This is a genomic window from Nocardia sp. XZ_19_369, assembly GCF_015355715.1.
Classification (GTDB): Bacteria; Actinomycetota; Actinomycetes; order Mycobacteriales; family Mycobacteriaceae; genus Nocardia.
On the sequence record NZ_JACVED010000010.1, the window covers coordinates 349,578 to 372,386 of the forward strand.

General features: G+C 64.5%; 20 protein-coding genes and 2 tRNA genes. 14 read left to right on the top strand and 8 right to left on the bottom strand.

Annotation, left to right across the window (positions count from 1 at the left end; all coding sequences use genetic code 11):
* The first annotated feature begins 44 nt into the window (after positions 1 to 44).
* The 4 genes from IBX18_RS34500 (at position 45) to IBX18_RS34515 (ending at position 4,960) form a co-directional block, all read left to right on the top strand.
* Positions 45 to 1,046 carry an alpha/beta hydrolase family protein gene (locus IBX18_RS34500; RefSeq protein ID WP_228542198.1) on the top strand — a complete coding sequence of 334 codons (1,002 nt, stop codon included), beginning with the start codon at positions 45 to 47 and terminating at the stop codon, positions 1,044 to 1,046.
* A 158-nt stretch (positions 1,047 to 1,204) separates the two neighbouring features.
* Complete coding sequence (gene cmrA / locus IBX18_RS34505; protein WP_194837639.1) at positions 1,205 to 2,008, top strand: mycolate reductase; 804 nt, start codon at positions 1,205 to 1,207, stop codon at positions 2,006 to 2,008.
* Positions 2,009 to 2,161: 153 nt separating this feature from the next.
* Complete coding sequence (gene lysA / locus IBX18_RS34510) at positions 2,162 to 3,505, top strand: diaminopimelate decarboxylase (RefSeq protein WP_135235334.1); 1,344 nt, start codon at positions 2,162 to 2,164, stop codon at positions 3,503 to 3,505.
* 180 nt (positions 3,506 to 3,685) lie between these two features.
* Complete coding sequence (locus IBX18_RS34515) at positions 3,686 to 4,960, top strand: diaminopimelate decarboxylase (protein ID WP_306796538.1); 1,275 nt, start codon at positions 3,686 to 3,688, stop codon at positions 4,958 to 4,960.
* Positions 4,961 to 5,040: 80 nt separating this feature from the next.
* On the opposite strand, the gene IBX18_RS34520 is transcribed toward IBX18_RS34515, so the two are convergent.
* The gene (locus IBX18_RS34520) at positions 5,041 to 6,840 is read right to left on the bottom strand and encodes a helicase HerA-like domain-containing protein (RefSeq protein ID WP_194837640.1); all 1,800 of its coding nucleotides are present in this window, start codon (positions 6,838 to 6,840) and stop codon (positions 5,041 to 5,043) included.
* A 406-nt stretch (positions 6,841 to 7,246) separates the two neighbouring features.
* Between IBX18_RS34520 and orn the strand changes: the two genes are divergently transcribed.
* On the top strand, positions 7,247 to 7,897 hold the full coding sequence (orn, locus tag IBX18_RS34525; RefSeq protein WP_194837641.1) for an oligoribonuclease: 651 nt from the start codon (positions 7,247 to 7,249) through the stop codon (positions 7,895 to 7,897).
* Positions 7,898 to 7,952: 55 nt separating this feature from the next.
* Positions 7,953 to 8,025: transfer RNA gene (locus IBX18_RS34530), tRNA-His, on the top strand.
* Between the two features lie 203 nt (positions 8,026 to 8,228).
* Here IBX18_RS34530 and IBX18_RS34535 read toward each other — a convergent pair.
* On the bottom strand, positions 8,229 to 9,443 hold the full coding sequence (locus IBX18_RS34535) for an Ig-like domain-containing protein (protein WP_194837642.1): 1,215 nt from the start codon (positions 9,441 to 9,443) through the stop codon (positions 8,229 to 8,231).
* Between the two features lie 305 nt (positions 9,444 to 9,748).
* Between IBX18_RS34535 and IBX18_RS34540 the strand changes: the two genes are divergently transcribed.
* The 3 genes from IBX18_RS34540 to IBX18_RS34550 all read left to right on the top strand — a co-directional run bounded on the left by IBX18_RS34540 (position 9,749) and on the right by IBX18_RS34550 (position 11,402).
* A tRNA-Lys gene (locus IBX18_RS34540) sits at positions 9,749 to 9,821 on the top strand.
* Positions 9,822 to 10,008: 187 nt separating this feature from the next.
* Entirely contained in the window at positions 10,009 to 10,380 is a 372-nt protein-coding gene (locus tag IBX18_RS34545) for a hypothetical protein (protein ID WP_194837643.1), read from the top strand.
* Complete coding sequence (locus IBX18_RS34550) at positions 10,377 to 11,402, top strand: site-specific integrase (protein WP_306796539.1); 1,026 nt, start codon at positions 10,377 to 10,379, stop codon at positions 11,400 to 11,402. Before IBX18_RS34545 ends, IBX18_RS34550 begins: the two co-directional genes overlap by 4 nt.
* 283 nt (positions 11,403 to 11,685) lie before the next feature.
* Here the strand turns inward: IBX18_RS34550 and IBX18_RS34555 are convergent, their stop codons facing one another.
* Positions 11,686 to 12,084: a hypothetical protein gene (locus tag IBX18_RS34555; protein WP_194837644.1), complete on the bottom strand. Its 399-nt coding sequence runs from the start codon at positions 12,082 to 12,084 to the stop codon at positions 11,686 to 11,688.
* Between the two features lie 23 nt (positions 12,085 to 12,107).
* Between IBX18_RS34555 and IBX18_RS34560 the strand changes: the two genes are divergently transcribed.
* Complete coding sequence (locus tag IBX18_RS34560; RefSeq protein ID WP_194837645.1) at positions 12,108 to 13,121, top strand: site-specific integrase; 1,014 nt, start codon at positions 12,108 to 12,110, stop codon at positions 13,119 to 13,121.
* 107 nt (positions 13,122 to 13,228) lie between these two features.
* Here the strand turns inward: IBX18_RS34560 and IBX18_RS34565 are convergent, their stop codons facing one another.
* The 5 genes from IBX18_RS34565 to IBX18_RS34585 form a co-directional block, all read right to left on the bottom strand.
* Positions 13,229 to 15,295 (bottom strand): ATP-binding protein, encoded by a 2,067-nt coding sequence (locus tag IBX18_RS34565; RefSeq protein ID WP_228542199.1) that lies wholly within the window; start codon positions 15,293 to 15,295, stop codon positions 13,229 to 13,231.
* 142 nt (positions 15,296 to 15,437) lie between these two features.
* Positions 15,438 to 16,880 carry a hypothetical protein gene (locus IBX18_RS34570; protein ID WP_194837646.1) on the bottom strand — a complete coding sequence of 481 codons (1,443 nt, stop codon included), beginning with the start codon at positions 16,878 to 16,880 and terminating at the stop codon, positions 15,438 to 15,440.
* 154 nt (positions 16,881 to 17,034) lie between these two features.
* Positions 17,035 to 17,487 carry a nuclear transport factor 2 family protein gene (locus tag IBX18_RS34575; protein WP_194837647.1) on the bottom strand — a complete coding sequence of 151 codons (453 nt, stop codon included), beginning with the start codon at positions 17,485 to 17,487 and terminating at the stop codon, positions 17,035 to 17,037.
* Positions 17,484 to 18,152, bottom strand: a complete 669-nt coding sequence (locus tag IBX18_RS34580; protein ID WP_194837648.1) for a class I SAM-dependent methyltransferase — start codon at positions 18,150 to 18,152, stop codon at positions 17,484 to 17,486. The genes IBX18_RS34575 and IBX18_RS34580 overlap by 4 nt, the downstream gene beginning before the upstream one ends.
* 23 nt (positions 18,153 to 18,175) lie before the next feature.
* Entirely contained in the window at positions 18,176 to 18,952 is a 777-nt protein-coding gene (locus tag IBX18_RS34585) for an SDR family NAD(P)-dependent oxidoreductase (protein ID WP_228542200.1), read from the bottom strand.
* A gap of 134 nt (positions 18,953 to 19,086) precedes the next feature.
* Between IBX18_RS34585 and IBX18_RS34590 the strand changes: the two genes are divergently transcribed.
* The 4 genes from IBX18_RS34590 to IBX18_RS34605 are packed head-to-tail and all read left to right on the top strand — an operon-like array spanning position 19,087 to position 22,809.
* Complete coding sequence (locus IBX18_RS34590; protein WP_306796540.1) at positions 19,087 to 20,331, top strand: beta-ketoacyl-[acyl-carrier-protein] synthase family protein; 1,245 nt, start codon at positions 19,087 to 19,089, stop codon at positions 20,329 to 20,331.
* Positions 20,328 to 21,530, top strand: a complete 1,203-nt coding sequence (locus IBX18_RS34595) for a ketosynthase chain-length factor (RefSeq protein WP_194837650.1) — start codon at positions 20,328 to 20,330, stop codon at positions 21,528 to 21,530. Before IBX18_RS34590 ends, IBX18_RS34595 begins: the two co-directional genes overlap by 4 nt.
* A gap of 29 nt (positions 21,531 to 21,559) precedes the next feature.
* On the top strand, positions 21,560 to 21,802 hold the full coding sequence (locus IBX18_RS34600) for an acyl carrier protein (RefSeq protein ID WP_194837651.1): 243 nt from the start codon (positions 21,560 to 21,562) through the stop codon (positions 21,800 to 21,802).
* Positions 21,799 to 22,809: an acyltransferase domain-containing protein gene (locus IBX18_RS34605; RefSeq protein WP_194837652.1), complete on the top strand. Its 1,011-nt coding sequence runs from the start codon at positions 21,799 to 21,801 to the stop codon at positions 22,807 to 22,809. The genes IBX18_RS34600 and IBX18_RS34605 overlap by 4 nt, the downstream gene beginning before the upstream one ends.

Sequence of the window (22,809 nt, forward strand, 5' to 3'; positions counted from 1 at the left end):
GACAGCATGCAAGCGAGAGGGTCTGCGAATTGAGAACACGGCGATTGACACGGACGAGAACGCTGCACTGGGCGCTAGCCGGTGCGCTGGCCGCTGCTGGCCTCGTCGGCACGGTGGGCACCGCGACTGCGGCACCCAGCGTCGTTTCGGTCGAGGACGTGAACGACCGGCAGCAGCACGTCATGGTCTTTTCGGCCGCGATGAACAGGCCGATCCCCGTGCAGGTCATCCGCGCCGCGGACAGGGCGACGCCACGGCCGACGATGTATTTGCTCAACGGCTCAGGGGGCGGCCCGAATCAGAGTGGGTGGGACGTCCAGACCGATGCCGTGAGTTTCTTGCGCGGCAAGGATGTCAACGTCGTGACCCCATTCGGTGGTGCCAACTCCTACTACACCGACTGGGTACGCGAGGACGCCGTCCTCGGCTACAACAAGTGGCAGACGTTTCTCAATGAGGAGCTGCCGCCGGTCATCGAAGAGTTCCTGGGGGCCAACGAAGATCGCACGCTGGTGGGAGTGTCGATGAGTGGCACCTCGGTACTGAACCTGGCGATCGCCAAGCCCGGTTTCTGGAACAGCGTGGCGTCCTACAGTGGCTGCGCACAGACCTCGGACCCCATCGGCCAGGAATTCGTCCGGCTCACAGTAGAGAACTGGGGCGGCGGGCAGAGTGTCGAAAATATGTGGGGCCCGCGCAACGGACCCCTGTGGCGGGCAAACGACCCGCTGATCAACGCGGAACGGTTGCGCGGAACCGCTGTCTATTTGAGTTCGGGCAGCGGCATTGCGGCGGCCCCACACGACACTCCATTCGATCGGCGGGTACAGGAGGGCCGGATTCCGCTGCCGGTACAGATCGCATTCGGCGGCCCGATCGAAGCGGCCATCCACTTCTGCACGGTGAATCTGGCGAACCGGCTGCGTGCGTTGAATATTCCGGTGACCTTCGACGATCGGCCGGTCGGCACGCATTCGTGGGGCTATTGGGAGGATGACCTGCGGACCTCCTGGCCGTTCCTCGCTCAATCGATCGGCAGCCGGTGAACTGGTTCGACTCCGCGACGGCCTGATCCTCCGCGTAAACATGGGCACCGCACGGACAAGGCGCCGAACGCTACTAGCCGAATGGGCCCTCGGCGCCGGTCCGTAGGACAGGTGATGGTGGTCGCCAGGAGAAGGGGTGGATCGCATAGGCTCCTGGCGTGAGCTTGCCCTCCCCTACTTCTGAGAATCGCGCGGTGGTTACCGGCGCCTCCTCCGGCATCGGCATGGCGCTGGCCGCCGAACTCGCCGCGCGCGGGTATTCGTTGATTGTGGTTGCGCGGCGCGGCGAGGTGCTGACCGAGCTGGCGCAGCGGCTGACGTTGGCGCACGGGATCACCGCCGAGGTGCGCGCGGTGGACCTCGCCGATCGGACGCAGCGCGCGGCGCTGGTCGAGGAGCTCTCGGCGCGCAATATCTCGATCCTGTGCAACAACGCGGGCATCGCGACGTTCGGGGCCGTTGCCGAGCTCGATCCGAGTTACGAGCGCGCGCAGATGGAGCTGAATGCTGTTGCGGTGCACGATCTCACGCTGGCCGTGCTGCCCGGCATGATCGAACGCGGCAGTGGCGGGATCCTGATCAGCGGGTCGGCGGCGGGGAACATGCCGATTCCCAATAACGCCACCTACGCCGCGAGCAAGGCGTTCGCCAACACGTTCTCCGAGTCGTTGCGCGGCGAACTCAAGGGTTCCGGCGTCCATGTCACGCTGCTCGCACCGGGCCCGGTACGCACCGATGCGCCCGACCCCGCCGACGCGTCGATCGTCGACCGGCTGGTGCCCGACTTCATGTGGGTGTCCTCGGAGTACACGGCGAAGGTGTCCATCGACGCGCTGGCCCGCAACAAGATGCGCGTGGTGCCCGGGCTGATCAGCAAGGGGATGAGCGTGGCGGGGCAGTACGGTCCGCGCGCAGTCACCGCGCCGATCGCGGGTGCCTTCTACAAGAAGCTCGGCGGCTAGCGAGACGCACCTCACGGCCGAGGTCAGGGATCCGTCAAGATCGGGCTCTCGGTCGTCAAGCAGCCGTAAGCTGGACGTTTGCCCCAGCGGAATCGGCGTAGTCCTGACAGCGGCCCCGCATACGGAATAGCGGGGACGCACACAGGAGACACCGTGACGCTGCTGGAAATCTTCCCGTCGCTGAAGTCGGGAATGCCCTCTCGTCTCGACTCGGCCGTATGGCCGCGCGACACGCATTACGACGACGCGGGTCGCATCACCATCGGCGGGGTGGCGCTGGCCGACATCGCCGACCAGTACGGCACTCCGACCTACGTCCTCGACGAGCGCGAGGTCAGGGAGCGCTGCCGCGCCTACCGCAAGGCCTTCCCGGAGGCCGAGATCATCTACGCGGGTAAGGCCTTGATGATCCGCGCGGTCGCCAACTGGGTTTCCCAGGAAGGGCTGTCGGTGGACGTGTGCTCGTCCGGCGAGCTGGCCATCGCCTTGGCCGCCGGGGTGGCCCCGCGCCGAATCATCATGCACGGCAACGGAAAATCGTTCGACGAACTGACCGCCGCGATCAAGGCCGGGGTCGGCCGGATCGTGGTCGACTCGCTGGCCGAGATCACGCTGCTCTCGGCGTTGGTCACCGACTCGCAGAATGTGCTGCTGCGCCTGTCCCCCGGCATCGACGTGCACGGACATCCCGCGGTGAAGACCGGCGTCACCGATCAGAAGTTCGGCTTCCCGCTCGGCGGCGACACGGCCGCGGAGGCGGTAGCGCGGATCCTTCGGCAGCCGAAACTGAACCTGGTCGGCTTCCACTGCCACCTCGGCTCGCAGATCTGCGACCCGGACTACTACGGCGAGGCCGTGCGCCGGGTGGTCGCCGAGATGGCCCGGGTCCGGCAGGACCACGGACACCTGCTGACCGAGCTCGACCTCGGCGGCGGGCACGCCGTCGCCTACCGCACCGGTGACCCCGAGATGAACCTCGGCGAACTCGCCGCGATCATCGAGGACGCGTTGGACGCGGCCTGCGCACGGCAGCACTTCCCGCGCCCGCACATCTCGCTGGAGCCCGGCCGGGCCATCGTCGCGCACGCGGGCGTGACGCTGTACCGGGTGCTCTCGGTCAAGCACATCGAGGGTGGACACACCTATGTGACCGTCGACGGCGGGATGAGCGACAACCCGCGCGTCGCGTTGTACGGCGCGCGCTACAGCGTTGTCGTCGCGAACCGGCACCCGACCTGCGCGAGCATGACCGCCACGGTGGCCGGTCGCTTCTGCGAGGCGGGCGACATCCTGGCGACCGACGTCCAGCTGCCGGTCGATCTGCGGCCCGGCGAGGTGCTCGCGGTGCCGTCCACCGGCGCGTACCACCACAGTCTGGCCTCGTCCTACAACAGCGTGGGCCGGCCGCCGATCGTCGCGGTGCGGCACGGGCAGTGCCGGGAGCTGGTGCGCCGGGAAACCATCGCCGACCTGATGTGCCGCGACGTCGGCTGCTGAATGTCCCCCGGACCGCGCGGCGTTTCGCGCGCCGCGCGTTCGGGCGCGTCAGCGATCCGTCAAGATCGGGTCGCGGGCGGTCAACGTTGCGCTAAGCGACCGCTCCCGGGCGGTTCGGCGGCGTAAGTCTTGGTAGGCCCCGCAGATGGAGAAAGCGGGGAGCGGATCAGGAGAGCACCCGTGACGCTAGTGGACTTCTTCTCGCCGATGCGGTCGGGAACTGCCGCGCACCTGGATTCCGCGGTATGGCCCAGCGATGCGAGGTATGACGCCGAGGGCCGGATTGTGGTCGGTGGGGTCGCGCTCGCCGACATCGCCGAGACGTACGGCACCGCCGCTCGGGTGCTCGACGAGCGGGAAGTGCGACAGCGCTGCCGCGCGTATCGCAATACCTTTCCCGAGGCCGAGATCGCTTACGCCGCAACAGCATTACTGCTGGGTGCGGTGGCCGACTGGGTCACCGGCGAGGGGCTATCGGTGGCCGTGTGCTCGTTCGGTGAGCTGACCGCCGCGCTCACCGCAGGAATCGATCCGAAGCGAATCATCTTGCACGCCAACGGTGTATCGCGTGAAACGCTGGAAACCGCGGTGGCGCGGCAGGTCGGCCGGATCGTGGTGAGCTCGCTCGCCGAGATCGATCTGCTCACCGCGGTTGTCGCGGCCCGCCCGCAGCGGGTGCTGTTGCGCTTAGCTCCTGGCATCGAAGGAGATGCTGTCCATGAGGCGGACCTACCGGGCTTTCCGCTCGGTGAACCCACCGCCGAGGCTATTGCGCGGGTCCTGGCTGCACCGATGCTCGATCTGATCGGCTTCCACTGCCACCTCGGGTCGCAGATCTACAACCCCGATCACTATGGCGAGGCGATTCGCCGGCTGGTCGCCGAGATGGCGGTGGTCCGGCACGACCACGACCGCATTCTCACCGATCTCGATCTCGGCGGCGGGCACGCGATCGCCTACCGCAACGGTGACGCGGAGATGAACCTCGCCGAACTGTCCGCGATCATCGAGGATGCCCTCGACGCGGCATGTGCCCGGCAGCACTTTCCGCGGCCGAAGGTCGTTCTGGAACCAGGACGCGGGATCGTGGCGCGGGCCGGGGTGACGCTGTACCGGGTGTTGTCGGTCAAGCACAGCGACGGCGGGCATGTCTCCGTCGTCATCGACAGCGAGACACGCACGCGGATAGGCACTTTCGCGGGGACAGTGGTGGCGAATCGCCAGGCGACCGGTCCGCTGGTGAGCGCGACCGTCGCAGGGCGAGCGGGCGATGTCATCCTCGCCACCGACGTGCGGCTCCCCGCCGACCTGCGGCCCGGCGAGTTGCTAGCCGTACCGTGCACCGGCGCGTATCAGCACGGTGCACCACGTACCCGCGTCATCGCGGTGCGCGAAGGTCACTACGCGCAACTCGTCCACCGCGAGCCGAGCCTGCTCGACCGCGACGCGAGCTGACCACAGCCGCACGACTTTTGATTTCCCGCACCTGGAATCGCATGCGATTTCGTGTGCGGGAAATCAAGGAGTGTGCGGCTTCAGCGCTTTCGGGTACCGAAGATGCTGCGGCTGATCTCGCGGCCCGCGGCGGTGGCCGCCGAGCGCAGGAAGCTCTTGACCGCAGGGTTTTTCATGATGCGCTCGGCGGTGGAATCCTCGTCGGTCTTCGACGCACGGCCGGGTGCCGGGGCGGATTCCGGGCTCTGGTCCGCCGCAGCGACTTTCGCGGCGAGCAGCTCGTAGGCCGATTCGCGGTCGATGGTCTGGCCGTACTTGCTGTGCAGCGAGCTGGACAGTGCGCGCGACTTGATCGCGTCGTCGCCGATGGTGTCCATGAGCGAGCGGGGCGGCTGAATCCTGGTCCACGCCACCGGGGTCGGTGCGCCCTTCTCCGAAAGCACCGTCACCACAGCCTCACCGGTCCCCAGCGAGGTGAGCGCCTTCTCCAAGTCGTAGGTGCTGGTCTTGGGGTAGGTGCGCACCGTCTTGGAGAGTGCCTTCTGATCGTCCGGGGTGAAGGCGCGCAGTGCGTGCTGGATGCGCGCACCCAGTTGGGAGAGCACCTGATTCGGGATGTCGGTGGGCAGCTGGGTGCAGAAGAACACGCCGACGCCCTTGGAGCGGATCAGCTTGACGGTCTGCTCCACCTGGTCCAGGAACGCCTTCGACGCGTCCGCGAACAACAGGTGTGCCTCGTCGAAGATGAAGACCAGCTTGGGCTTGTCCACGTCGCCCACCTCGGGCAGCGTCTGGAACAGATCCGCGAGCACCCACATCAGGAAGGTGGAGAACATCACCGGCCGCGCCGCCTGCGCGCCGAGCTCGAACAGCGTGATGACGCCGTGCCCGCCCGCGGTGCGCACCAGATCGCTCGGATCCAGTTCCGGCTCACCGAAGAACGTGTCGCCGCCGTCGGCTTCCAGATTGACCAGCGATCGCAGGATGACGCCCGCGGTGGCCGCCGAGACCCCGCCGATGCCCTTGAGGTCCTCCTTGCCCTCCGCGCTGGTGAGATGCGTGATCACCGCGCGCAGGTCCTTGAGGTCCAGCAACGCGAGGCCGTTCTTGTCCGCCCAGTGGAAGATCAAGCCGAGCGTGGATTCCTGAGTCTCGTTGAGCGCCAGCACTTTACTGAGCAGCACCGGGCCGAACGAGGTGATGGTGGCGCGAATGGGGACACCGATGCCGTTGGTGCCGAGCGAGACGAACTCGGTCGGGAAACCCGTCGGCTTCCAGTCCTCGGCGCCGGTCTCGGCCGCGCGAGCGCTCAACTTGTCGTTGGCCGCGCCCGGCTGCGACAGGCCCGACAGGTCACCCTTGATATCGGCGAGCACCACGGGGACCCCTGCTGCCGACAGCTGTTCGGCGATGCCCTGCAAGGTCTTCGTCTTACCGGTACCGGTCGCGCCTGCCACGAGGCCGTGCCGGTTCATGGTGCGCATCGGAATGCGCACCCGCGCCGCCGGATCCACCTCCCCGTCGACCACCACGGTGCCGAGCTCCAGTGCCACCCCATCGAAGGCGTACCCGGCCGCGATCTCCTGCGCGGCCGCCGACCCCTTGCTCGCTGCTGCGTCCGTCTTGCCAGCCCCTGCAGCGTCCGCCTTCTGGTCTGCTTTGCTCGCTGCTTCGGCGGCGGCAGCGGCAGTCTCGTTGGCCTTGGCCGCCGCGCTCTCCGCTTTCGCCTTCGTCTTGGCCTGCACCCCCTTCTCACCCGCCTCCTGCTCGGCAAGCTCGCGTTCGGCCGCCTCCGCAGCCGCTGCCGCCTCAGCAGCGACCCGAGCCGCCTCCTCCGCAGCCTTACGCGCCGCAGCAGCTTTCTCCTGGGGGCTGGTCATCGCACGTCCTCCGTCTGGTCTGACTCGAACTGCTTAACGCAGTGTTTGCTGTCGTACCGAAAACGCCTGTGCCGATCAGAAGAAACTGTATCCCCGAGTGAGCCACTAGTGGTCTCGCCTCCCTGCACGGCAGCCGACTTCGTCCGTTCGAGGCAGGGGCTTCTTCTACAAGGCCTGTGCACCTCCAACGCGTGACGCACCTACTTACGCGAACAGCACCAGCACAACCCCCGTTTTCGAGCGAAGCGAGACCGAGCATGTCCGTTCGCGGCCCGTCTCGCATCCGAGTGGCCGAAGCGCACGCGCCGCAGGCGCAAGTCTCGGCCGCTCGGATGCGAGACACCCGGGGGCCGCGAACACGCCGCGCCGAAGGCGCGGCCAATTAGACACAGCTAATGTTGCTGCCGTGTCAGATAAATACGTGGTGTGGATGGATTGCGAGATGACGGGCCTGCGCCTGGACAGCGACAAGCTGATCGAGGTGGCCGCACTCGTGACCGATAGCGACCTCAACATCCTCGGCGAGGGTGTGGACGTGGTGATCCACGCCGATGACGCGGCGCTGGCCGCCATGCCCGCAGTGGTCGTCGACATGCACGCGCGCTCCGGGCTGACCGAGGAGGTGCGCCGCTCCACGGTCACCATGGCTGAGGCCGAGCAGCAGGTGCTGGACTACATCCGCCAGTACGTGCCCACCCCGCGCACCGTGCCGCTGGCCGGTAACTCGATCGCGACCGACCGCGGCTTCATCGCCCGGGACATGCCCACGCTGGACGCCCACCTGCACTACCGGATGATCGACGTGAGCTCGATCAAGGAGTTGTGCCGCCGCTGGTACCCGCGCATCTACTTCGGTCAGCCGGAGAAGGGCCTGGCCCACCGCGCGCTGGCCGACATCAAGGAATCCATCCGCGAGCTGGAGTACTACCGCCGGACCGCGTTCGTCGCACCCCCCGGGCCGTCCACCACCGAGATCGCCGCGATCGCCGGCGAGATCGGCAACGCCGCGGGACCCGCCGAATCGGCCCAGGTCAACGCCTCGTCGGAAACCGATTAGGGAGACGAAGGGGTGACACGCTAATATCGACGGCGCCGGTGTTCATCCGGTGATGGTGACCGTAGTTCAGTTGGTAGAGCACCAGGTTGTGATCCTGGCTGTCGCGGGTTCGAGTCCCGTCGGTCACCCTGAGAGGCCCGGGCTGGAGAGAAATCTCCAGCCCGGGCCTTTTCTTTTGCCCGGTACCCGTCCGGCTGCCGCACACGCTCTGATGAGTTGCACACCGACTTGCCGCACCGACACGCGTGCGGATGTCACAACGTGTGCGGCTGCGGTCCGCAAACGACGAACGGGCCACCAGCTACTGCTGATGGCCCGTTGACGTTGCCGCTCAACGCGGGTCGGCGTTACCCGCCTTCCACACCGGCCACGGGATGTTCCAATCCCCCAAACCGTCCACGCCGGACAACGTTCCGCCGACGGTGTTCTTGATGATGGTGATGTCACCACGCTTCGCGTTCTGATACACCCACTGCGCGTTCGCCGGGCTCAGGTTCAGGCAACCGTGGCTGGTGTTGCTGTAACCCTGCTGCCCGACCGACCACGGCGCCGAGTGGAAGAAGATGCCGCTGTAGGAGATTCGCGTCGCGAAGTCGACCGGCGTCTTGTACCCGTCCGGTGAGTTCACCGCCACACCGTAGGTCGAGGAATCCATGATGATCTTCTCGTGCCGGTCACTGACGATGTAGATGCCGTTGTCGGTGGGCGTGCTGTTCTTACCCATCGAGGTCGGCATGGTCCGGACGACCTCGCCGTTCTTCTCGACCACCACCTGCTTGGTGTTGTCGTCCGCAGTGAAGATCACCGCATCGCCGACGGTGAAGAACGAGTGGATGTTGTCCTGGCCGTACAGCCCGTCACCGAGATCACGGCCATACACGTTCACGTCGATGGTGACCTTCGTCCCCGGCGCCCAGAAATTCTCCGGACGCCACCGGACCTCGCGATTGTTCACCCAGTAGAACGCGCCCTCCACCGGCGGCTCGGTAGTGATTTTGATCGCATCCTGGGCGGCCTTGCGGTCCGGAATCGTCTCGTCGAACTGGATCGCCACCGGCTGACCGACGCCGACCACCTCGCCCTCGCCGGGCAGCAGGTACGGCTTGGTCTGGCTGTCCGGGGAGCTGGTGGTGAAGCTCAGCATGGTGGAGCTCGCGCCGCCGAGGCCGATCGCGTCCGCCTTCAAGCGGTAGACCTTGCCGTAACCGAGCACCTCGGTGGTCTCCCAGGACCGGCCGTCGGCGGCCAGCCTGCCGTTCACCGGCTTACCCTGCGCGTTCACCAGCGTCACGTTGGTGAGCTTCCCGTCCTCGACCTGGAACGCCAGCGGCACACCCGGCGAGACCCCCATCTCGCCGTCCTTGATCGGGGACAACAGCTTCGGCTTGATCAGCTCGACCAGCGGGTTCCGGTCGATGGCGATCGACGACGAATCCGCCGAGTCCGACGAAGAGCACCCCGATAACACCAACGCGGCCACCGCGAATACGACGACAGGTGCGGTGATATGTCGTATCCACCGACGCTGACCATGACCAACGCTCATTCCAACCCCGTTTCAAGTCCCGGTGCATCAGAAGCACACCGATGGCTTCGGATCCCAACCGCCTACAGCTCAACCCGCCGTGCCTGCGGAACGGTCGAGACCACGTTCGGTCATTCTGCCAGTCCGCGACGCTCGCACCAACGCGAATCCCGCGCCGACACAGACGTGTTACACCGGATAGATCCGAACTGTCCGGTTCGGTGTTAACACCCGCGACCGAACCGTCATCACCCCCGCTCAGGAGGCGATTTCACATCTGCCGCCTCCGCCTGTTAAGGTTTGTCCCGCACCGGAACACGGAGCAAGCGCCATTAGCTCAATTGGCAGAGCAGCTGACTCTTAATCAGCGGGTTCGGGGTTCGAGTCCCTGATGGCGCACCTTTTCCCTACCTACACACAGGATTCCTGTATCCCGTGCTCTAACACACTAGAGCACGCTTCGGACATCTCTTCTACCAGCGGTTTTGCCGCATCGCCCCAGGTCGGTGCTGTTCCATCGATCGCACCCGCCACCGGACCGAATTCGGATGCGCCTCTCGGGCTCCGCGATGGCCGACTGGAGCCGATGCCATCGACTACCGCTGGCCGAGTGCCGGTCGTCTATGGGTCGGTCCTGCTCAATCCTGCCGGACGCTTCGCCGAGCGCGCGGTGCTCTCGTCACTGGGTTGGGCACCCGGTACACCGATCGACATCCGGCTCGTTTTACCGGGCGTGCTCGTCGTGGTGGAGGCAGGCGGTGGCGAGTATGCGATCGCACGTAACGGTCAACTGCCCATCCCTTCTCCTGTCCGGCGCCGGGCCGCGCTTCGCATCGGTCACCGTGTGCTGCTGGCCGCCTACCCGCACGAGAACCGGCTGATCGTCGTCGGCCAGATCGCCCTGGACACGCTGCTCACCGATGTCCGGTCCCTGATCGACGGAGGTGAGCAACAGTGACAGCACCTGTGCCTGCGGTCACCGATGCCGAACTCGATGCCGCCCGCACTCTGCTGGCCCGGATGGGCATCACCGCCGCCGATCTGCTCGATATCCGCCCCACCGCACCAACTTTCGCCGAGTACATTCCGCTGGTGCGAGCCAGGGTGGCGGCACCAGGAACGCTGAAGACCTACAACACCCATTGGAAATGTCTCGAACGGGTGTGGGGCACTCGTCGCATCGACGAACCCACCGTCGGTGAGATCACCGACATGCGCGATGCCGCACGACACAACGCCAAACGCGACCGCAACAGCCGCGACGGACGCGGAGCCGCCGAGGCGATGATCAGCGCACTGCGCTTCCTGTACCGCCACGCCGAGAACGACGGACTGATCCGGCCAGGCGACAATCCGGCACGCCGGGTTGCCAAACCTCGCCGTGTACCCTCCACCAGGCGAGGACTGCCACTGACCCAGCTCGCCGAGATCACCCAAGTCGCCGCCACCACCGGCAACGATCCGGAACTGGACTCGCTACTGCTGCGGCTGCATTCGGAGACCGCGTGCCGTCGCGGCGGCGCACTCGGGCTACGGCCAGAGGATCTCGACCCGCAGCAGTGCCTGATCTTCCTGCAGGAGAAGGGCAAAATACCGCGCTGGCAACCAGTCTCGCCGACGCTCATGGCCAATTTGATCCACCACGCCCAAACCCGCGGCGCCCTCCACGGCGAGCAGTTGCTCCGATATCGCAGCGGCAAGCCGATCACCCGCCGCCGCTACGACGGAGTGTGGACCCGGATCGGTTATGAACTGCCATGGGTGGAAAAACAGCAGATCACCACCCACTGGCTCCGGCACACGACACTGACCTGGGTGGAACGAAACTTCGGATACGCCGTCGCCCGCGCCTACGCCGGGCATGCCGAGGGCAAGTCCGACGGTTCCACCGCCACCTACGTACGGGCCCGGCTCGAGGAAGTCGCGCTCGCGCTCGCGACCCTGACCGGAGAGCCACACCCACTCGCAGCCGCAGCCTGAACTCCGAGCTGCTCTGTCGCGCTCCGGCACTCGTCCCCTTCGACAGTGCCGGAGCGCGCCCAGCATTGCCCCGAAGCGGGTCTCGTTATGGGATATTCCGAACTCGGTTATGGGATATTCCAGACTGGGGTCAGTTGGTGTTGTAACCGCGGGAACTGTGGGATTACCGTGGTTCTATCCCCGCGTGGGAGTTTCCCGGTAACTGCGACTGCGGAGCCGGATGAATATTTGTTTATCGTTCTGATTCCTGCGAATCGGGAGGTACGCAATGCATCCTCCGGTCTCACTCCCTCAGCCCTCGGCCCCCGCTCCACCCGAGGTGAATCCCCTCCCTGTTCCCGCAATGAGGCTCCTCGCCCCCACCACCGAGAAGTATCTGTACAGCGTCACCACGATCTGCTGCCACGGCCAACTCAGTGACCGTGCCCCCACCAAACTCCTGCAGTGGCAGCCCAGCCGGCGAATTCACCTGGCAGTCAACGCGAACGCCGTCGTAGCCGTCGACGATCCCAACGGTGATTCGCATATCGGTCGGGAAGGCCACCTCCGCCTCCCAGCAGCTATCCGCCATCAATGTGGCATCACCCCAGGAGACCGGCTGCTCATCGCCGTATCTCTCGAACGGCGAGCGATGTTCGTCTACCCATTTTCGGTTGTCGACGACAATCTCGCCTCTCTTCACCAACAGACGTCGCGCATCGCGTCATGACAGCGGCAGCCGAACTCGAAGCGGCGCGACTACTGCTCGAACGTCTAGGGTTCACCCCCGAACAGCTTCTCCAAGCCGCAGCAGCGACCGTGCCCACCGTCGGTGAGTACATCGCCACCATCACGTCCTCGATGCAACACAGCACCCTTCGCGTCTACGGCACCTACTTGCGATGCATCGAAGACGCCTGGGGTAAACGCGTCCTCACCGAACCCACGGCACCCGAACTCAGGCAGCTCGCTGAACAGACCAAACACAACGCCATAGTCCGCCGCAACTCCCGCGGCGGCCGCAGCGCGGCCGAAAGCCTCATCGCGGCCGCACGCTACCTCTACCGCCGTGCCGAAGAGGACCGCTACATCCGCCCCGACAACAACCCAGCGCGCCAAGTAGCCAAACCGCGCCGCCTGGCCAGCACCAGACGAGCGATCTCCCACAACAAACTCGCCGAGATCGTCCATGTCGCGGCTACGACCGGAAACGATCCCCACCTCGACGCCCTGTTGCTGCGACTGCACATCGAAACAGCCTGTCGCCGTTGCGGAGCCCTCGCTCTGCGTCCGAAGGACCTCGACCCGGAGCAATGCCTCATCTTCCTTCGGGAGAAGGGCGAATCAGTGCGGTGGCAGCCCATCTCCCCCACCCTGATGCAAGCATTCCTCGACCACATCGCCGAACGACATCCAACCCCGGCCGTCAAATCCGGTCCCTTGTTCCGTTACCGCAACGGCCGACCCGTCACCCGCCGCCGCTACGACTCACTATGGACCCGAATCGGTCAACACTTGGACTGGGTTGCCCGCCAACAGATCAGCACGCATTGGCTACGCCACACGACCTTGACATGGGTGGAACGCCACTATGGCTACGCGGTCGCCCGCGCCTACGCCGGACATGCCGAACCAGACGGCCGCATCGGACAGACCGCTACATACATCCGAGCCGACATCCAGGAAGTAGCCGAGGCGCTCGCCGCACTATCCGGCGAGCCGCACCCACTCGCGGCTTGACAAAATCGCCGTGCAAAACCGATGCCGGCTACCCACACCCGCCCTAGATTGACCGACACCTACTTCCGATGAACAGCGCGGACTGGCGGTTGCCTCCTGACGTTGAGCTAACTGACCGGCAGGCCGAGGTGGTCGAAAAAAGCGCGGTTTCTCTCAGTGGCCAGACGTAGGAGGCGGTCGAAGGAGAAGACCTCGATGTAAGCCTTGTAGGACTCGTTATAGCCGAAGTAACCGGTGCCGTCTTGGGTGATCCGGAGGTTTGCCTGCTTGCAGCGCCTCTTCATTGTTGGCGTCAGGTCCGCGAGAATGTAGCAGAAGCCAGGAATCTGTTCCGACTGGGGGATCGGGCGGCCATTTACGGTCGTAACCTTGCCTTCGCGGACCTTCTCAAGGTAATTCAGTGCTTGCTCGATGGGGTCCTTATCGGCTCCGGCTGCGGCGTCGTTGCGCATCGGCCGCTTTACCTCGATTACCGTGATGGTGGCGAGCGGCATCTTCTCCCCCTCGGCAACCAAAATTGGCACGTCCGTGAGATGCAGGGCCAGCAGATCGGGTTCGAGGTCGGAATTCGATCCTGTGATCGGCATCGACTTGATGGGCCTGTCCGACGCGAGGAAGGTATGAAATGCCAGCCTCTCATCAATGAGCCACAGGTTGCTCGCGTCTGTTCGCACCTCGTCGCTGGTCGCGCGCATCTGCATGATCAGCCGGTGTACGACCTCTTCCTTCGAGTACTTGCCATTTCGGTCAGCGCAAACTGCTTTAGCTAGCAGCTCCAAGATCACGCGCCGGTGGGATACATATGCGGCAAGGTCAGACTTCTTGATGTCGTTGACTTTGTCCAGGTATCCCTGGAGCTTCTCGCTATAGGCTTCGTCTTCGGTGATCTCGGCATCGAGGACCTGCTGCCCTTCGGTCAGCACCTCGGCCTCCAGGTCGGCTAACTGCCGGTGTAGATGAAGCTCCAGTTCCCGGTCGCTTATCCCGGGATCAATGCCCAGCTTCTCCTCGCCGATACGATGCAGGATCGGGCGGTACCGCGGAGCCTTCTTGTCCACGAAGTTCCTGACGCGCGCCAGGCCTGCCTCGCGTGCCTCGGCGAGGTTCGCGTGCAGGTAGTTCGCCACTGCATCCAGCACGGCGGTTCTGATGTCTGATAGGGAGGGCTCGGCCTCGCACAGGGTCCCGTCCGTCACATCCGGGATGTCAAAGCCTGTCCGCTCGGAACGGACAGACTTGTCGAGATAGTTGGACGTGAGGTAACAGGCGTACATGAATTCCGTATCGCCGTCCTTCACCCGGCCGTGCAGGCCCGGTATCTTGCCAGACAGGTTCTCCACGGTGACGACCCTGGTCGCGGCGCACCAGTTCAACTGCGGAGTCGGCCTGCTCGTGGCCTTCAGCCGCAAGTGGATGAGGGAAAAGAGCTGACCCTTTACGGTGATATCTTGCCTGCTGGATGCGTCGAACATGTAGTCCGCGAAGACTTCTTCCAAATCGATCCGCTCGTCAGAATCGATCACGGTGATATGCGGGGCACCACCCGGCCGGACGAAATACCAGAAACAGTGCTCAAGGATGTCCTTGGCGATAGGAAAAGCACTCTTGGGGGTCTGCTCTCGGTATATCTCAGCGAAGGACTGCAGTTGGATCTCAGTTCCTGTGTCCGATGCGCCGGAGTTCCGGACGATTTCACCGGAAACTCCGTCCTGGGTGGTGAAAGTAAACACCCGCTCCAGCACTTCCTCATCAGGGCCCATGTAGCGGCTGCGCACTTCGACCTTGGCGAACGCCTTCAGCCAGAGCAGCCGGCCGACACCCCGGCAGCCTTGCGCTGATTTGTACTCGGTGTCGAGGGTGTTGAAGGAGTCCATGTTCCTGTCATGGAAGCCCTCACCGTTATCGACGATGACGAAGCCACTGATGTCCCCTGCGTCCGCAGGCGTTGCGGGCTTGTCATCAAATTTCAAGGCAGCCTGTTGATCACGTACTATCCGCACTTCGATCCGAGCAGATTCAGGATGGGCCACATCGACCGCCTGGATAGCGTTCACCACGGCCTCGAAGAGGGGCAGCAGGGCGCGGGTCTTCGGGAGCGATGTATTACGCAATCGACCCCTAAGCGAAGCTTTAACAACCATGCCGGTGCCCGCCCTCGCTGTCCATGCTTGCATGCTAGATGGTATGGGGGCCTGGATGTGAGGCCGAAGGCCCCGTCTGCGGAGAGTCTTTGGGGTTGCCGCGCGGCGAAGTAGTCCACGTGCTATGGAGCTAGTAGCTCCAGCCTGGTGCCCACCCGCAGCGATTCGCCTTTCGCTACAGCTGGCGATTCTCCCTCGCGTTCAGTTCCGCTTCCTGTTGATCGGCCCACTCGCGAGCTGCCGCGATGGCGTCTCGCAGCTCAGCAATCTCCAGTCGCTCTTCAGTATCTGGCGAGCCCAAGGTGAACTGCACATCTGGCTGACGGTTGGCACCGAGTGTGACGGTATCGATAAGCAGCCACTGCTGAATTTCGGAAGGGGTGCCGTCGCTAAAGACCGCTGACTCGAGCAGTCGGTAGGCTGATCCGTCCGTTCGAAGGACCTCAACGGCTTCGAGCGTCTCCTCACATTGCCGCTTGATGGTGCCTAGGTCGTCATCATCGGCGGCAAGTCCAGCTCCATCGATGACCGCTATCGTAGCCAGCAGCCGTGCACGGTGCTGGTCCAGCAGCTCCGGATCAGGATTGAGGCTTTCGTCCCCGAGCCACCTCATTCGACTCGGTGCAAACGGGCCGGCACCGCTGAACTTCGGGCGGCGGAGGGTTTCGAGGAACCGTTGGACGGAGTGCTCGATCTTGTGATGGACCGAGGAGGGGCCGTCGTGCTTCTCTGTTCGGAAAAAGTGCCGCTCTTCTCCCGCTTCTCCTGGGCAGAACCACATTTCGTCGTCTCGGGAACGGTATATCTGGACAGGCTCGCCGCAGGTTTCGCAGATCGGGACAGGGCGCAGCGGTGGAACATCCGCGTATTGCATCTCAATTGCGTCCAGCGCTTCCCGGGCAGCTTTCTGCTCAGACTGCCAGGTAAACCACAGGTCGAAATCGCGTGCACCCCGGTAGTGATGCCCCTGCGCCACAAGAGCCTTTGCTTGCTCGTGAAGGCGAGGTTCGTGGTTGCTGTCAGCCTGGCAGTGGTACGTGAGCGTGCCCCCTTCTGCGTCGTAGGCGACGCCCGCATCCGCTTCGCAGAAACCGACAGGCATTGCTTCACGCAGGAGTTCATCACATGTACCGGTGGCTGTCGCCGCCGTTGTTGGCGGTGGCCAGGACCCTGCTGGCAGTCGTTCCCGGCTCCACGGCCAGGTCCGCTTCTTGAGGTCAGCCCGTTGCTTCCGCAGCTGCTCCACCTCGCCGCTGGCGGCGGAAGCGGTTCGCCATTCGCCCGTTACTGTGAGTGCGTAGGTGGATTGTTCTTCGGTCAGCGGCAACCGGTCGTCGATCAGGCAGGTTTTGCAACCTCGCTGCACGTTGGTGACGATGAGTTCTGCGAACGTGTACTTGCGCGGCTTGGCTTTCCCTGAGCTTGTGCAATCGGGCATATGGATTGTGCCGGCACCCGTGATCGCAACCGTGGCGGCGATCCCGACCAACGGTCCAAGGTCAGCTCCACTCCCGCCACGGTCGACCGATTTGAAAGCGCGAATTGCTTCGGAGAGGGTGAATCCGGACATCGGGTGCTTACTCACCACGGCAGCTGCCGACTTGACCGAACTACTCACCGCGCGAACTGCAACACCGTTGGATTGACCGGTGGTGTCATCGGCGATCCCGACGCTGCGCTCCTTGAAACCAGGCCGTGGCGACCGACGCGATCGGCACGGCCCGGGCGAACCCCCTCGAACTGCGCAGAATCTCCACGGAGAGGGCACAGATTCATGCGCCGAGGGTGGGGGCAAAGACCAAATCATCGCGTTTGACGCTGCGACGGCGGATGAGCAGTTGCTCGTTGGCCCGAATCAGCTCGTCGTCGCAGGTGCACAAGAATTCGACGGCGGTCGGTCCCCCGGGTGGGGTGCGCACGATGATCGCATAGCTGCTGGCGTGTATCACGTCGTCAAGGCCATGCCGGATGTCCAGTGTCGTCAGGCAGTGGCGGCGAAGGACTTTGTCGTCCAACAATTTTTGCGCCGCACCACCAGCGCCGTTGGCGATGGCTGCCCGCCCGATCTGCGGGTCGGGCCGAACGTTGGTCTCGAACACGCCGTCGTCGGTGAAGTCGGCAGTCCAGTCCAGCACGCGCCCCTCGTCCATTGCGCGCATGTGCCTGGCGTAAAACAGCGTGACCTCGGTGTGTAGTTCCGCGGATACCATTGAGGTCGTGGTCATGGCAGGGGCTTCCGCGCGGTGAACAAGGCGACGCTGCCGCGGATTTCGAGGACGTGGTTGGCGAAGTGCTGTTGCAGAGCCCCGTGCAGCATGTCGACGGTGTCGTTCTGGTTATGGAAGGCCCCCATCCGCTGATATAGCGCGTTGAACGCGTTGGAGAACGGAGTCTGCGGAGCGCCGCCGGTGACCACGGTGCTACCGAACAGGACGCCGTCCGCGGTGAGCAGCGATTTCAGGCGCGCGAACACTTCCTGCTTGCCGGTTGGCGGATCGGGCAGGCAGTGCAGGACGTAGTTGATCGCGATGGAGTCGAAAGGGGCGTTCGGAATCGCCGGGAGGTCGCCGAGCAAATCGGCTCGCACCGTGGCCGGAGCGTAGCGGGCGATACGGCCCGCCACGAACGTGAGCGGGTCGGGGTTGAGATCGAGCAACGTAATGGCCGGATCGGGAACTGGGAACCGGCAGCGGTCGAGGTAGTACCCGGTGCCTGGTCCGACGTCGAGGTGACGGCCGGAGACGTTTTGATCGTAGTGCTCCACGAAACGCTCTGGCGGACAACGCCAGAGCAGTCGGTTGGCGGCATTGACAGTGATGAGGTCATAGCCGTTGAGTCGATTGGCCCGGTAGAAGCTCTGGCCGGAGTCGGTTGTCGCCGGTGTGGTCATGGCTCGCTTTCGGTGTCGAGGAGTCAGTAGATGCCGAGTCCGCCACAGACGTTGAGTGCCTGTGCGGTGACCGATGCCGCGGAGGGGCCGGCCAGATAGCCGACCATCGCCGCGACTTCTTCCGGCGTGCTGTACCGGCCGAGGGGGATTTTGGCCTCGAAGTTCGCCAAGACTTCTTCCTCGGAGATGCCCTGCAGTGCCGAATAGGACTCGCGAATCGAAACCGCCATCGGTGTCTCGACGTACCCCGGGCACACAGCGTTGACGGTGGCACCGGTCGGTGCGAGCTCTTTGGCCAAAGCCTTGGTGAATCCGATAACCCCCGCCTTGGCTGCCGAATACGGGGTACCGAACGGAACACCTTGCTTACCGCTGGTGGAGGAGATGTTGATGATGCGTCCGGAAGTGCTGCGAATACTCGGACATTCGCTCAGCACGGCGCGGGTCATCCAGAAAACGCTGTTCAGATCGGTCTCGATGACATCGAGCCACAACTCGTCGCTGATGGTGGTGATCGGGCCGCCACCACCGCGACCCGCATTGTTGACGAGCACCTCGATGGGTCCGTGCTCCCTCGCGACGGCGGCCACCAGCTCCCGGACGCCCTCGCGGTCACATACATCGTTGACGTAACCCGCCAAACCCGGCTGTTCGGTCAGCGTCTTGTCGAGTTTGGTTTGCTCCCGACCCGTGACGACGACCTGAAAACCATTGTCGTGCAACTGTTTCGCACACGCATAACCAATACCACTGGTGCCTCCGGTGACCAGTGCCACGCCACCCATGAATCCTCCGAACATGTCGACTACGGTGTGCCGGTCACGCTGCCCGCGTCAGTTCGAAGACTGTTCGAGATCGAGTCGCGCACTATTGCGATACGAGTTCGACGTTGTTTCGAACACACCGTCGCAGGCTGTGCGATGTGCGTCGACGAGTGGTAGTTACAGGACTGTCAGTGCTGGCACCGGGATCGGTGGACACCGAGGGCTTTTGGGCCATGATCACCGAGGGGCGGACTGCGATCCGCCGGATCACCGCCTTCGATCCCAGCCAGTTCCGTTCGCAGGTCGCCGGTGAGATCGATTTCGATCCATTGGCTATGGGGTTGAGCCACCGGGAAGCGCGGCGGCTCGACCGCGCATCGATGCTTGCCGTGGTATGTGCGCGTCGGGCAATCGAGCAATCGGGACTGAACGGATCCATCGACTCCGGCCGCATCGGAGTGACGGTCGGCAACGCGGTCGGCTCCGCCACCAGTGTCGAGCAGGAGTACGTGGTGCTCTCCGACGAAGGCGCCGAGTGGTTCGTCGATCAGAAGTACCGATCACCTCATCTGTTCGACTATTTCACCCCTGGATCGATCGCCCGGGAGGTGGCACAGATCGTGGCGGCCGAGGGGCCGGTGAACGTTGTCTCCGCCGGCTGCACCTCCGGTATCGACTCGATCGGTCATGCCGCGACGTTGATCGAAGAGGGTGCAGCCGACGTCATGCTCGCGGGCGCGACCGACGCCCCGGTCACCCCGATCGCGGTGGCGTGCTTCGACGCGATTCGCGCCACTACCCCCGATAATGACGATCCCGCAACGGCGGCAAAACCTTTCGATCGTCGGCGCAACGGCTTCGCCATCGCCGAGGGTGCCGCGATGCTGGTCCTCGAGGAGTTCGAGCACGCCCGCCGCCGCGGCGCACCGATTCTGGGAGAGGTCGCCGGGTACGCATCGACGTGCAACGCCCACCACATGACCGGACTGACGGCCGATGGCGAGGAGATGACCCGTGCCATCGATCGGGCGCTGGCCGAAGCCCGCGTCCCGGTAGATGCGGTCGGATACGTGAACGCGCACGGTTCCGGAACGAAGCAGAACGACATGCACGAGACCGCGGCCATTAAGCGCAGCCTCGGCGAGCACGCGTTCCAGGTCCCAGTGAGTTCGATCAAATCGATGGTCGGCCATTCGCTGGGCGCGATCGGTTCTATCGAGGTCGCGGCCTGTCTTCTGGCGATGCGGGACTCGCTGATCCCACCGACCGCCAATCTGCATGAACCCGATCCCCGTTGCGATCTGGACTACGTACCGCTGACCGCGCGCGAGGCGGCTCTGGACACCGTCCTCACGGTCGGGAGCGGGTTCGGCGGATTTCAGAGCGCGATGATTTTGCGAAAGGTGACCGCATGAGTCCCACCGATTGCGTTGTGACGGGTATCGATGTCATAGCGCCGACCGGATTCACGATCGACGAATACTGGCGTCGAACCTGCCTCGGCGAATCAGGCATCCGCGTGATCGATGATTTCGACCGACGCTACGACGCAGCTCTTGCCGGTGTGATTCCGGATTTCGTTGCCAAGGAACACCTTCCGGGGCGACTGATAACCCAGACCGACCGGGTGACCCAGTTCGCGCTGGTGGCGGCCGAACGAGCGCTGGCCGATGCCAAGGTCGACCTCGACCACCGCGACCCGTTCGACTGCTCGGTAGTCACTTCCAACGCGACCGGTGGCTTCGAGTTCTCACATCGGGAGATGCAGCGGCTGTGGACCCAAGGACGTGAAAGTGTCAGCGTCTACCAGTGTTTCGCCTGGTTCTACGCGGTCAACACGGGCCAGATATCGATCCGGCATGGTCTGCGGGGTCCCGGAGCGGTCCTGGTCGGCGAGCAGGCCGGGGGGCTGGACGCTCTCGGTCACGCCCGTCGCAATATCCGACGCGGCCGGTGCTCGATGGTGGTCGCGGGCGGGATGGAATCCTCTTTCGATCCTTGGGGCTGGGTTTCCCACCAGGCGTCCGGAGGCCTGACGACACAACGAGATCCGGCCGAGGGCTATCGGCCTTTCGCTGCCACCGCGGACGGCTACGCGCCGGGTGAAGGTGGGGCGATGCTCGTCCTGGAATCCGATGACACCGTCGAACTGGGACACGTTTACGGCCGGATCATCGGCTACGCGTCCGGATTCAACCCGCGCAACGATCCCGCCCACATCCGGCCGATGCGGCAGGTCATCACCTCGGCGCTCGCCGAGGCGCAACTGCGCCCGACAGACATCGACGTGGTGTTCGCCGACGCAGCCGGCACTCGCGCCGATGATGTCGCCGAGGCCACCGTCCTGGCCGAGATCTTCGGGCCGCACGCCGTGCCGGTGGCGGCACCGAAGAGCGGCACCGGCCGTCTGATGGCCGGCGCCGGACCCCTCGATGCGGTATGTGCGCTCTTGGCCCTGCGGGACAACGTGATTCCACCTGCAGTACACGTGCAGGACACCGACCTACCTATCGACCTAGTGCGCGGGCAAGCTCGCGATCTCCCGTTGACCACAGCGCTGGTGCTGGCCCGCGGCGCGGGCGGCTTCATCTCGGCGCTGGTGATCCGGAAATGACCTCGAACGTCACGAGAAAGGCAATCCCCATGCTGACTCCCGAACAACTTCGTGAAGCCATGATCGCCAGCGCAGGCGAGGATGAATCCATCACGCTGGACGGCGATTTCACGTCGAAGGACTTCGCCGAACTCGGATTCGACTCGCTGGCTCTGATGGAGACCTGCGCCCAGCTCAAACGCGACCACGGCATCGTGGTCCCCGATGAGACGCTATGGGATCTGACCACTCCCGAGCAGCTGATCCAGTGGGTCAACGGTGCGCGAGCATGACCGCTCGACCGCAGACAGTGTTTCTGTTCCCCGGACAAGGAGCACAGCATCCCAGGATGGCCGCCGACCTGTACGGCGAGAACGAGACGTTCACCGCCACCATGGACAAGGCGTTCACCGTCTTGGACGACCCTGCGCTGCGCAAGGTGTGGCTCCAAACGGACCCAGGGCCGTTGTTCCATGACATCACCCGCGCCCAACCGCTATTGCTCTCGGTGAATTACGCGCTGGCACGCACCCTGATGGCCGCAGGCCAGTATCCCGACGCCGTACTGGGACACAGCGTGGGCGAAATTGCCGCCGCTGTGGTCGCCGAAATCTTCGACTTCGCCGACGCATTGGCTCTGCTGGCCGATTTCGTCCGCCACTACCGGCACGCGCCGGCGGGCGGAATGCTCGCCGTGGCAGCCGATCCCGACTCGGTACGCGCACGCTTGACCGGGCTCGACAACGTGGTCATCGGGGCAGTCAACGGCCCGCGCCAGGTGTTGGTGTGCGGCGGCCGTGCCGAGCTGCGAGCGGTACAGCAGCGGTTCGTTGCCGAGGCTGTGACCTGTGCGGAAGTCAATGCCCTGCAACCGTTCCACAGTCCGCTTATGAATCAGGCCTCGAGCGCAGTGCAGCCAGATGGGCATCGTCCACGTCTGTCCGCACGACTGCGCGGCCCACAGATGCCGATGTATTCGGGCTATCTCGGTGGCCCGCTGGATCTCGAGCACGCCATCGACCCCGACTTCTGGCTGACCCAGCCGGCCAAGCCCGTCCTGTTCGGTCCCGCGCTGCGCGCGGTCCTGGCCACCGGGCCATGCACACTCGTCGAAACGGGGCCCGGCCAGTCGTTGTCGGCGCTGGCGCGCCGCACATCCGCCGTCGCATCCGGTGAAAGCCGTTGCGTGGCAGTGCTTCCCCCGAGGCGCCTGGCGCCGGGGGCTGATATCGCATCGCTGACGGCCGCGCTCGACCGCCTCAGCACCTCGCCCATCGACGCATCGAGCCGGAAGGACTGA

Excerpts from the sequence above, each read along its gene's own strand:
- IBX18_RS34520 (WP_194837640.1), bottom strand. The coding sequence starts at position 6,840 with ATGACCAGCCCCCAGGAGAAAGCTGCTGCGGCGCGTAAGGCTGCGGAG.
- IBX18_RS34535 (WP_194837642.1), bottom strand. The coding sequence starts at position 9,443 with ATGAGCGTTGGTCATGGTCAGCGTCGGTGGATACGACATATCACCGCA.
- IBX18_RS34545 (WP_194837643.1), top strand. The coding sequence starts at position 10,009 with ATGCCATCGACTACCGCTGGCCGAGTGCCGGTCGTCTATGGGTCGGTC.
- IBX18_RS34560 (WP_194837645.1), top strand. The coding sequence starts at position 12,108 with ATGACAGCGGCAGCCGAACTCGAAGCGGCGCGACTACTGCTCGAACGT.
- IBX18_RS34565 (WP_228542199.1), bottom strand. The coding sequence starts at position 15,295 with ATGCAAGCATGGACAGCGAGGGCGGGCACCGGCATGGTTGTTAAAGCT.
- IBX18_RS34575 (WP_194837647.1), bottom strand. The coding sequence starts at position 17,487 with ATGACCACGACCTCAATGGTATCCGCGGAACTACACACCGAGGTCACG.
- IBX18_RS34580 (WP_194837648.1), bottom strand. The coding sequence starts at position 18,152 with ATGACCACACCGGCGACAACCGACTCCGGCCAGAGCTTCTACCGGGCC.
- IBX18_RS34585 (WP_228542200.1), bottom strand. The coding sequence starts at position 18,952 with ATGTTCGGAGGATTCATGGGTGGCGTGGCACTGGTCACCGGAGGCACC.
- IBX18_RS34595 (WP_194837650.1), top strand. The coding sequence starts at position 20,328 with ATGAGTCCCACCGATTGCGTTGTGACGGGTATCGATGTCATAGCGCCG.
- IBX18_RS34600 (WP_194837651.1), top strand. The coding sequence starts at position 21,560 with ATGCTGACTCCCGAACAACTTCGTGAAGCCATGATCGCCAGCGCAGGC.
- IBX18_RS34605 (WP_194837652.1), top strand. The coding sequence starts at position 21,799 with ATGACCGCTCGACCGCAGACAGTGTTTCTGTTCCCCGGACAAGGAGCA.